This window comes from Kitasatospora sp. NPDC059803 (genome assembly GCF_042732255.1).
Classification (GTDB): domain Bacteria; phylum Actinomycetota; class Actinomycetes; order Streptomycetales; family Streptomycetaceae; genus Kitasatospora.
On record NZ_JBHWIJ010000011.1, the window covers coordinates 19453 to 29669 of the forward strand.

General features: G+C 72.7%; 8 protein-coding genes. 3 read left to right on the forward strand and 5 right to left on the reverse strand.

Annotated elements, in window-relative coordinates; all coding sequences use genetic code 11:
* The first annotated feature begins 171 nt into the window (after positions 1-171).
* Positions 172-429 carry a DUF5302 domain-containing protein gene (locus ACFV6I_RS03295; protein WP_063349669.1) on the forward strand — a complete coding sequence of 86 codons (258 nt, stop codon included), beginning with the start codon at positions 172-174 and terminating at the stop codon, positions 427-429.
* Positions 430-758: 329 nt separating this feature from the next.
* On the opposite strand, the gene ACFV6I_RS03300 is transcribed toward ACFV6I_RS03295, so the two are convergent.
* The 3 genes from ACFV6I_RS03300 to ACFV6I_RS03310 form a co-directional block, all read right to left on the reverse strand.
* Positions 759-1013: a hypothetical protein gene (locus ACFV6I_RS03300; RefSeq protein ID WP_380423416.1), complete on the reverse strand. Its 255-nt coding sequence runs from the start codon at positions 1011-1013 to the stop codon at positions 759-761.
* A gap of 363 nt (positions 1014-1376) precedes the next feature.
* Positions 1377-2339: a hypothetical protein gene (locus ACFV6I_RS03305; protein WP_380423417.1), complete on the reverse strand. Its 963-nt coding sequence runs from the start codon at positions 2337-2339 to the stop codon at positions 1377-1379.
* Positions 2336-3319, reverse strand: a complete 984-nt coding sequence (locus tag ACFV6I_RS03310; RefSeq protein ID WP_380423418.1) for a hypothetical protein — start codon at positions 3317-3319, stop codon at positions 2336-2338. Before ACFV6I_RS03310 ends, ACFV6I_RS03305 begins: the two co-directional genes overlap by 4 nt.
* Positions 3320-3802: 483 nt before the next feature.
* Here ACFV6I_RS03310 and ACFV6I_RS03315 point away from each other — a divergent pair, with 483 nt between their 5' ends.
* Positions 3803-5974 carry a tetratricopeptide repeat protein gene (locus ACFV6I_RS03315; protein WP_380423419.1) on the forward strand — a complete coding sequence of 724 codons (2172 nt, stop codon included), beginning with the start codon at positions 3803-3805 and terminating at the stop codon, positions 5972-5974.
* On the opposite strand, the gene ACFV6I_RS03320 is transcribed toward ACFV6I_RS03315, so the two are convergent.
* Entirely contained in the window at positions 5958-7202 is a 1245-nt protein-coding gene (locus tag ACFV6I_RS03320) for a hypothetical protein (protein WP_380423420.1), read from the reverse strand. The two genes, ACFV6I_RS03315 and ACFV6I_RS03320, sit on opposite strands and share 17 nt — an antisense overlap.
* Positions 7203-7810: 608 nt before the next feature.
* Between ACFV6I_RS03320 and ACFV6I_RS03325 the strand changes: the two genes are divergently transcribed.
* The gene (locus ACFV6I_RS03325; protein WP_380423421.1) at positions 7811-7990 is read left to right on the forward strand and encodes an SHOCT domain-containing protein; all 180 of its coding nucleotides are present in this window, start codon (positions 7811-7813) and stop codon (positions 7988-7990) included.
* A 10-nt stretch (positions 7991-8000) separates the two neighbouring features.
* Here ACFV6I_RS03325 and ACFV6I_RS03330 read toward each other — a convergent pair whose 3' ends face one another.
* A complete protein-coding gene (locus tag ACFV6I_RS03330) occupies positions 8001-9986 on the reverse strand; it encodes a protein kinase (RefSeq protein ID WP_380423422.1) in 1986 nt (661 codons plus the stop codon).
* Positions 9987-10217 lie beyond the last annotated feature (231 nt).

Here is a 10217-nt window from a genome sequence, read left to right on the forward strand (position 1 = left end):
GGGTAACCCGTCAGGATCCTGCCGGAGAGATTCGGCCGGGTTCTGAGGACCGGGCGGGCGCGCAGGTTCTGTCCGTACAGGATCGGTACCACCCGCAGATGGGAAGCTTGGGCATGACATGGTGTGTGTGAAGTCATCAACCGCCACCATCCCTCAAGGAAGAGGTTCTGCATGAGCAGCGACGTGGAGTCATCTGAGAACCCCAAGAGCGCCGAGAGTGCCGAGAGCCCGGAGGTCACGGGGGCTGCCGAGGCTCCCGCGCCCGCCGCCCAGGACGACGTCAAGGCCCGGTTCCTCGCCGCTCTGGAGCGCAAGCGCGGCGCCAAGTCCGATAGCGCGGCCGGCGGCCCGAATGGCGACTCGAAGATCCACGGCGCCCACGGCGCGGTGGGCGGCAAGCGCAACTTCCGCCGCAAGAGCGGTGGTTGATCAGCCCGGTTGACGCCGGGGGCCGCCAGGCCTGGTCCTGACCGGGCGGCCGTAGCTGTACGCGACAGGCAAGGTCTTCGTTCGAGTGTGTCGGGTGCGGGGCCTTGCCTGCCGGGGATCGGCAGGGTGCCTGGAGAAGGCGGCGCCGGGTGCCGGCCTCGGAGCCCGTCCCGCCGAGCACCGCCGCCCGTGACAGTGGGGCCGACTGAGCGTGACTCTGTCGGGGATCTTGGTCGCTGCCGTGTCAGCTCTGTGCACATGATGCAACCAGTCGACGAGCAGACGCAGTCAAACGACCTGTCCGTTCACTCCGAGGGGTTCGGCCACTGCTACACCACATCGCTGCGCTGCCGACCACCACGGCGTCCGTGAACCTCACCTCCCCACCTGGAGGGCGTCATGACTCCGGGGAAGAGGCTGATCCAGGTGCGGCTGGCCTCGGTCTTGGGCCCGCCGGGATGGAGCCGCCCGTTGTTGATGGCGGCGAGGGTCCAGCGGACGTAGAGCCTGCGGTCCATGAGGTGGACGTCGGACCAGTGGAGGGCGAGGATCTCACCGCGGTGCATGCCGGTGCCGAGCATCACCTCGAACAGGTCGTTTAGCTGATCGGCGTACTGTTCGGCGCCGTGGCGCAGGAAGGCGGCGGCCTGTTCGGGGGTCCAGCAGGTGCGCTCGGCGGCGCGGGGCCGGGCGGGGGCGGAGTGCTTGGCGGGGTTGTAGCGCAGTCCGCCCCCGACGCCACGAGGCCGGTGCCGCCCGGTAGTCGCCGCGGCCGGACGGCACCGGCCTCGTTGATGCTGCTTCCAGTGCTGTGCCCAGGATGGGAACGCTTGCTGACCCGAGCCGAAGTGTGGCCGACGCCTCCGCCATGGAAGGAGGGCGACCTGGACGGGGGCGGCGTCTTCGTGGCCGAGTAGGAAGGGCCGCCCCGGGGCGGCCCGGAGCTGTCACCTGGAGGTCGGCGGCTTCGGCCACGTTGTTCCGTCTGCGGCGGCCGTGAGGATGTCTCCGAGGCGGAGCCAGGCGTTGGGGCCGGAGTTGCCGATCGGGCTGTCGGCGAATCGCTGCCAGGTCTGGTGGTCGTCTCCGAGCGCTGCTTCCACCAGGGCGATCACTGTGGGATGGGTGCTGTTGTAGTGGTGCCCGCGTGTTTTGAGTGCCGTCCAGGCGGGCAGGGCGAGGATGGTCTCGCTGGGGCAGTCGGGTAGGGCGAGGATCTCCCGGGCCCATGCTTCGCGGTTGCTGGGGTTGCCGCCGAGCCTGTGGCGGAGCTCGCGGGTGAGCGTGTGGACGGCGCGCTGCGGATCGGAGTGGCGGGCGAGGACCGAGGTGAATGCCGGTTCGCTGCGGTGGCCGTGCCAGGCGAAGGACAGCAGTGCCTTCTCCACGAGTTCGTCGTCGCCGGCGTGCCGGTCGAGGTACGCGTCGAGCACCACTGCGGTGACGGCGGACAGGCTCCGCACCGTCACCTCTTCGGGATCGCCGAGGGCCCCGCGACGGGTCGCGGGCGGCTGCGGGGCGGGGTCGGCGACGATCCGCGTGATCGCGTCCAGGAGTTCGTCGAACTGTCGCCGGTCGTCCTGGGACTTGTAGTCGTACGACTGGAGGCCGGACCGGCCGCGGCGGGCGTCGCGGATCACCAGTCGGACGGTCGCTTCGACGGCGGGCGTGAGTTCGGGCAGGTGGACCAGCATGGCGTGGATCCAGCGCAGGTCGGCCGCCCTGCTGATTCCGTAGAGGTCCTTCGGCTTCCACGTTCGGAGGGCTTGCACGGCCGTTTCGGCGAAGTGTCGGCCCAGGTCGGCGAGTTCGTCCGCATGGCTCTGCCAGGCGTGGGGATCGCCGTAGGCGGGCTTGGCCTCGGCGGGGTTCAGGACGAGGCGCCACCGTCCGTCGGCCGCATGGCTCACCCAGGAGACGGCGGAATCGGTGCCCCAGTCGGTGTCGAAGCCGTCGTCCCGTAGGTGCAGGAACTCGATGTCCCTTCGATCGGTTTCGTCCAGGCGGAGAGCTCGGCGGCGAAGTGCTGCCGGGCCTCCTCCTTCGAGGAACCCTCCTGGAGGAAGCCGCAGATCCGGGTCGTGAGCATGGCGGCGCCGAACCTGAAGAGGTCATCCAGCGCGATCTGCCTAAGGAGTTTCGGCTCGACCGTCCACGGCACGCTGCCGAGCAGTTGGTCGCGGATGACCCGGTTCGCCGTGGTGCCGGCGGTCCTGTCGATGAGCTGGGAGTGCCGGTCGGAGTGCCGTTCGAGTACGGCCGACCACATGCGGCCCCACGCGTCGAACGCTGCCCTGATCCGGTCGGACCAGGCGCCGGAATCCTCGTCCTCCAGACGCGTGCGGTCGAGGCCGTCGGGCAGGAGAGCGACAGCGGCTTCGAACACGGCGTCGTGGAGGCGGCCCGTACGCAGAACCACCTGTGCGGACGTTGGCTCCTTGAGCAGTTCGGGTGTCATGTGCGGTGGCTGCGGCACTCGCCTGCGCAGTTCGTCGGCGACGGCCGCGCAGAGGTCGGCCGGCCGGTCGGCGGTGCCGAGGGAGCCGAGCCGGCGGTCGGAGCAGCGGTGCAAGGCGTCGGCCCGCAGGGCCGGGTCGCAGTCGGGGTGGATGAGCGCGAGGACCACCAGCGAGGTCGACCCGGTCAGGTACTCGTATTCGCTTTCGGTCTGCCGTAGCCCGTTCGTCACCGCGGCCTCCAGCAGCCAGGCGGGTGCCGAATCCCGGTAGGGCTTGTCGAGCAGCGCGGCGAGGAGTGGTCCGCCCTGCTGACTGTCGGCGACGGCACGGGCCTGTTCGGCTGCCATCCGGGCCGCGGCGGACCCGGCATCGGCACCGGCCGCGACAGTGGCCAGGAACTCCACAGGCAGCCGGGTTTCGTCAGTGGCCATTCCTTGCTTCCCTCTCCCCAGTGACTGGTCGAACTCCATCCTGCTCCATCGGTCGGACAATCCGGGGACGAACGGAGACGAGGAGGGCCGGGGCCCAGGGCGGGCCGTACCGGTTTCGTCGGGGGCAACTCCTCGGTGCCTCCGGTGCCGTGTCGGACAGGACCAGGTCCGGACCGCCGACAGCATCGGCGGAACCAGCGAGCGGCTTGGCCGCGGGCTCGCGGGGCGGCTATGGCCGGGGCCGGGTGAACACCCCCTGCTCGGTCTCGGCCGGGATCCCGCGCTCGACCAGCCGCTTGAGTTTCAGACGGACGTTGTTGGCGTTGGGGGCGCGATCTTCTGGGGAGGGGAAGCGGAACCGGATCCGGTTGTGGGCAAGCGGGCTGGTGCGCGCCCGTGGTGGGGTTTGGCAGGCTACCGTGGGGCCCGACGCGAGGGTGCGGCGGTGCTGGTCGGGTGCCGCGATGGACCAGGGGGTGTGGGGTGTTGGAGCCGGTGTCGCTGTCGGCGGTGGCCGCTGTTTTCGGCGCCGTGGGTGCGAGCGTGGCGAACGAGGCCGGTAAGTGGGCCTGGGAGTCGGCGGGTGCGTTCGTCCGCCGGGTGACGGGACGGGATGTGCCGGCGCCGACCGATGCCGCCGAACGGGCCGCTGTGGCGCAGCTGTTGCTGGATGTGGCCGAGTCGGATCCGGCGCAGGCCAGGGCGCTTCGGGCCTGGCTGGGCGGCCAGGGCGGGGCCTGGTCCGGGCCGTTGGCGACGCCCTCCCTGCTGCCGCCCTCCGACCGCTTCTTCACCGACCGGCGCAAGGTGTTGGCGTTGTTGGACAAGGAGGCCGGACGGAAGGCGGACGGCACGCCCCGCGTCAGCGTCCTGTACGGACCTCAGGGGATGGGCGTGAGCACCGCGGCCGTCCACTGGGGTGCGCAGCAGCGGAAGCGGTTTCCGCACGGGCAGCTCTACGCGGACCTCTCCGGCGGGTCGCTGGCCACCGCACCCGATGCGGCCGCCGTGCTCCGGCAGTTCCTGATCCACCTCGGCATGCCGGCGGACCGGGTTCCGCCGGCCGCGCAGGACCGGGTCGAGCGGTTCCGGTCGCTGGTCGCCGAGCGGCAGTTGCTCGTCGTGCTGGACCACACCCGGTCGGCGGCCCAGGTCCGGCCGTTGATCACCGCGGCTCCGGGCGTCGTCACGGTCGTCGTGGCCCGGCGTCCGCTCACCGGTCTCGACGCCGTCCCGATCCCGGTGGGGCCGCTGTCCGACAAGGACGCCAGGCGGCTGCTCACGGACCTCGTGGGGAAGGAGACCGTCTCCGCCGCCGGCCCCGCCCTGTGGGGCGTCCTCGAACGGTGCGAAGGATCGCCCTTCGCCCTGCGTGCCGCGGCTCCCCGGCTGGCGTTCATCCCCCAGCAGCGCCGGGGCCGGGGCGGTGGTGGTGACGGCGGCGGCGATGCCCATGTGGGTGATCCGGTGCGGGCCGCCGTGCAGGAGTCGTACGAGGCGCTGGAGCCGGAGGAGGCCCGGCTGTTCCGGCTCTGCGCCTTGCGGCCGTGGCCGGCCGTCGGTCCCGAGCTGGCCGTGGCGGTTGTCGGACCCCATGGAACTGGCGGGCTCACCGTCGAGCGCGCTGGTGTCCTGCTGGCCGGGCTCGCCGAGGCCGGCCTGGTGGAGGCCACGCCCGACGGCCGCTACCGCTACCGGCCCGCCGTGCGCCGGTTCGCCGAGGAGCAGGCGGCGCGGGAGGACGGTTTGGCCGCGTGCGCGGGTGCGGTGACGCGTGCCGTGGAGCACCTGCTGCGCTTCGCCGTCCGGGCCGACTACGCGGCGTTGCGGGAGCGTTGGCACGTCGGGCCGCTCTACCGGGAGCTCGGGCCCGGTGACTACCCGGACGCCGGTGCGGCGTTGGCCGCGCTGGCCGCGGAGGTGGGCAACCTGGTCGAGGCGGTGCTCGCCGCCGAGGAGTTGGCCGCGCCGGCCACGGCGTGCGAGCTGGCGGAGGCGTCGTGGGCGGTGCAGCTCAAGGCCGGTCGGCACGAGACCTTGTTGCCGGCGCTGCGAACCGCCGTGCGGGCGGCGGTCGCGCACGACCCGGACTCGGCGATGGCCGGCCGGATGCACACCCAACTGGCTTTCGCCCTGATGGAACTGGACCTGCTGGCCGAGGCCGAGAGCTGTCTGGTCGACGCCTCCTCGGCGTTCGAGCGGGCCGGCCACCTGCTGGGCCGGGCCACGGCCGTCGAGTCGCTCGGGCTGCTGAGGCTTCGGCAGTGGCGGTGGCAGCCCGCGTACGACTGCTTCGAGCAGGCCGACGGACTGCTCGGGTCGATCGGTCCGGACCACGAGCGGGCGGGGGACGTTCCGCGGGCCCGGGCGCTGCTGAAGCGGCACCGGGGGCGGGCGCTGCGAGGCCTGGCCGAGTACGAGCGGGCCCGGACCTGGCTGACGGAGGCGTTGTCCGAATTCCGGCGTCTGCGCGACAACTACAACGCGGCCCGCACCCTCACCAACCTCGCGGAGACCTGGGCGGACACCTCGGCGACGGAACAGGCGCTGGCCGCGATCGACGAGGCCACCGCGATCCTGGACCGTGAGCAGGCGGAGCCCCATCTGCGCTACCTGGCGGGCCTGCGGCAGCAGTGCCTCACGGAACGGGACTGACCAGGACCGCGTGGGACGCGCCGCCGGTGCGCACCGTCAGCTCCATCGGCGGCAGCGGACGGGGGACGGCGGTGCCGTCCACCTGGGCGAACAGTGCCGAGGCGGCCGCCGCCGGGTCGAGCGAGGGGCTGGTGAGGCGGACGAATCCCCGGTCGCGCAGCAGTACTTCACAGGTGTCCGGACCGGAGACGAAGGCCGCGAGCGAGCAGTTCGGGTAGCGGGCGAGCGTCGCCGCGGCCCACTCCCGGGGCGGGCCGATCCGGGGGTCGTCGGCCTCCCCGTACCGGAGGATCGCGTCGGCCAGACCGAGGAGGCCCTGGTCGAGGGTGTCCTCGTGCACCGCGAGGTGATCGGAGCCGGGCCCGGCAGGCCCGTACCGGCCTTCGGCGACCCGCTCGATGGTGACCTCGTGCGGGCGGGGCCCCGGGCGGGTACGGACCCGCAGCGGCACGGTTCGGGTCGGTGGCCGGTAGGCGGGGAGTGGGAGCAGGTCCAGGAGAGCCGGCTCTGTCGGCTCGGGCAGTCCCATGACCTCGTAGAAGAGCGAACGCAACAGGCCGGCCGCCTCGCCGGGTGCTGAGGTCGTCAATTCGCTGGTGCTGGTGATGGGTTGATGGTGCATCAGGAGCTGATTCAGCTGCGGACGTAGAGGGGAGTCCAGGGTGAGCCGGGGGGCTTCGCGGACGAAGGCTGCCACCGGTGAGGTGGCGCCCAGAACTTCGTCGGAGGCCGTGCCGAGCAGAACGGGGGTGCCCAGTGCCGCGGCGTAGTAGCTGACCGAGCCGAAGTCCCCGATCACCGCGTCGGCGGCGATCAGTGCCTGCCGCCAGCTGTCCAGGGGGTCGATCAGGGTGAGGCCGGCCCGCTCGGCGCGGTCCAGCCAGAGGCGGACCTGGCCGGGGCCGTGGCCGTGCCAGATGTTCGGGTGGAGGACGGCCGCCACCCGGTAGTCGTCGACCGGGAGTTCGGTGGTGAGGCGGTCGAGCAGCCACGGCAGCGGGTCGTGCGCGCCGGCGTCACCGAAGAGCGACTGCGGGTTCCAGGTGGAGTTGAGCACGATGAACCGCTGCCCGGGTCGGACGCCGAACGCGCGGCGATGGCGTTCGCGGCGCGGAAGGGCGGCCAGGATGCGGTCGAAGCAGGGATCGCCGCCGAGCACCGCCGTCGGAGCGGCCTCGGGGCAGGCTTCGCGCAGCCGGCCGAGCTGCTCGGGGTGGGAGAGCACCATCGCCCGGGCGAGCGGAACCCCGTCGGACAGCAGCCACTCGGGCGCCAGGCCGAAGACAGGGGCATGCGGCGCGTTCGGTGTTCGGTGTTCGGTGTTCGGTGTTCGGTGTTCGGTGTTCGGTGTTCGGTGTTGCGAGCCTTTTATTGTATCCGGCTCCGTGCGAGAGGACGATCAACTTCCCCCGGAACTCGGAGAGTTCACCGCCGAAGCTGGCCGACAGGGCGAGGTCGACGGGGGTCTGCTTGGCCTGCTCCCACGGAAGTACCGGAACCCCGAGGGAGCTCAGCAGCTCGGCGACTCCTGCGCTGAAGGGGGACGATCCCGTGCAGGAGGCCAGTAACTGGATCCTGAGGTCGTCGCGGAACAGCGGAACGACGTCCAGGAGTCGGGTCGCGGAGGTCACGTTGTGGACGACGAGGAGAACGCGGCGGCAGCCACCGCGGGTGGTCCACCTCGAAGCGTCCTCGCCCACCGGAACCCGGATCCAGTCGGTCACCAGCCCTGCCAACCCGCCGCTCCTTCGATGCTCGCCGCCTCCCCCGCGCGAGGCCCGTCCATTGTTCCACGGCGTGGATGTCGAGGATCGGCCTCGGTCGGGGGGCGGGCCGGTGGGCCCGGGCCCGCGCGCGGGGCGGGGGGCGGGGGGCCGCCCCCCCCACACCGCCCCCGCCGAACTCGGCGCGGGCGACCAACTCCTCGGCCAGCTGGAGCGGTTGGCCGCCCTGCACGGCTCCGGCGCGCTCACCGACGAGGAGTTCACCCGGGCCAAGGCCCGCCTGATCGGCTAGGCCTAGCGCCCTACGGCGCGGGCTGGAAGGTGGCGAAGGCCGTGTCCCGGGCCTGGGAGTTGGCCGGGGCACCCCAGTCCGCGTCCGGGGTGATCCAGTAGATCGCGTAGCCGTACTTGGCCGGGTTCCCGGTGACGAAGCCCCGGTTGAGCGAGTGCGTGCGCGGTGTGCCGCTGATCCACTCCCAGTCGGCCGCGTTGCTCCACTGCCGGTAGTTGATCGCGGCCAGGTTGACCCGCTGGTAGTTGGTGACCTTCGAACGCAGGCCCGGCTCGGAGTCCTGCCAGTCGGCGACGGCGCTGGGGCCGGGGGTGGTGGTCCACTCGATGGTCAGGGTACTGCCGTTGCCCTTGAAGATCCGGCGGACGCCCTCCGAACCGGCCGGCTGGAGCCAGTCCGGCAGGACGACCGAGAAGCCGGTCGGGTCCTTGTACTCGTGGTAACCGGCCGGGACGGCGGCCCCCGGCGGGGTCGGGCTCTGCGCGGGGGTGGTGGCGGGCGCGCCGGCGGCCGGCGGGTTGGCCGCAGAGGGGCCGGGCGTGTCGGCCGGCTTGTCGGGGGCCGGTGTGTCGGTGGCCGGCTTGTCCGGGGCGGGCTTGTCGGTGCCCGGCTCCGGCTCCGCCGCCGGAACGGAGGCGGCCGGGGTCCCGCTCGGCCCGGCCTCGGAGCTGGTCGAGACCGACGAGGTGGCGCCCGCGCCGTTCGCCGACGAGTCGTCCCCGTTGCCGACGGCCTGGAGCACCGCGACCACCCCGGCGATCAGCAGCAGGACCAGCACCACGGTGACGACGGCCAGCCGCCGCCGTCCGCTGCGCGGGTCGGCGCCGGCCGCCTGCGTGGCGCCCAGGGTCCACTCGCTGGTCACCGGCCGGATCGGCTCGGCCGCCGGAGCCGAACCCGACGCCGCGAGCGAACCCGACGCCGAGCCCGATGCCACGTCCGAGGACGGCGAAGCGGGCTCGGGCACCGGCTCCACGACGGGCTCCGCCACGGCGGCGGGCTCCTCGTCCTTGGCCCGGCTGCCCACCCGGACCGTCCCCAGCAGCCCCCCGATGGACCGCTTGCGGCCCTCCTCGGCCTCGGCCGGGGCCTCCTCGGGCTCCGCGGCGGCGGCCGGACTCTCGACCGGCAGCGCGTGCACGGTGGTCGACTCGGCCTTCGAGGTGGCCTCCGCGACGACCCGCTTCAGCATCGACCGGGTCTGCGAGGCGTCCAGCCGCTCGGCCGGGTCCTTGGCGAGCAGCCCCTCGATCACCGGCTGCAGCGCCCCGGCGTTCACCGGGGCGGTCAGCTCCTCGGTCATCACCGCGGTCAGGGTGGCCAGCGCCGAGCCCCGGTCGTACGGCGGCCGGCCCTCGACCATCGCGTACAGCGTGCCGCCCAGCGACCACAGGTCGGCCGGCGGCCCGGGCTTCTGCCCGCGGGCCCGCTCCGGGGATATGTACGAGGGGGCGCCGACCAGCATGCCGGTGGAGGTGACCGAGGCGTCGCCCTCCACGCTGGCGATGCCGAAGTCGGTGAGCACGACCCGGCCGTCGTCGCCGATCAGCACGTTGGACGGCTTGACGTCCCGGTGCAGGATGCCCAGCGCGTGCGCGGCGCTCAGCACGCCGAGCACGTCGAGCGCGATCTCGGCGGCCCGGGCGGGGGCCAGCGGCCCGTCCTCCCGGATGACGTCGGCCAGCGAGCGGGACTCGACCAGCTCCATGACGATCCACGGCCGGTCGTCCTCGTCGACCACGTCGAAGACGGTGACCGCCGAGTTGTGCCGGATCCGCGCGGTGGCCTTGGCCTCGCGCAGCGTCCGGACGATCAGCCGGTGCTTCTCCTCCTCCTCGACGCTGGCGTTCATCCGCAGTTCCTTGACCGCGACGGTCCGCCCCAGCATCTCGTCCTCGGCGCGCCAGACGGTGCCCATGCCGCCGCGCCCGAGCACGCCGTTCAGCCGGTAGCGGCCGGCCAGGAGGCGGCCGGTGGAACCCTGCGCCTGGGTCATTCGGAACGTTCCCCCATGTGCTGCTGGCGGTCGTGGTGACGGCGTGTCGGCCCGGCCTCAGGCCCGAACGCCCAAGTCTCCATCATCCCCTGTCCCCGGGGGCCGGGACCACCCGACCCCCCCCCCCCCAACCGGGGCCAACGGCTCGGGGGCGGCGGGCCCGGGCCCCACTTTGAGGAAAAAAAACGCCACAACAGGCCCCGGGGCGCCCACACCGCGGGAGCACAACGG

Bases quoted from the DNA above. Each gene is read 5' to 3' on its own strand.
- ACFV6I_RS03295 (WP_063349669.1), top strand. From the start codon at position 172: ATGAGCAGCGACGTGGAGTCATCTGAGAACCCCAAGAGCGCCGAGAGT.
- ACFV6I_RS03310 (WP_380423418.1), bottom strand. From the start codon at position 3,319: ATGGCCACTGACGAAACCCGGCTGCCTGTGGAGTTCCTGGCCACTGTC.
- ACFV6I_RS03320 (WP_380423420.1), bottom strand. From the start codon at position 7,202: ATGGTGCTCTCCCACCCCGAGCAGCTCGGCCGGCTGCGCGAAGCCTGC.
- ACFV6I_RS03330 (WP_380423422.1), bottom strand. From the start codon at position 9,986: ATGACCCAGGCGCAGGGTTCCACCGGCCGCCTCCTGGCCGGCCGCTAC.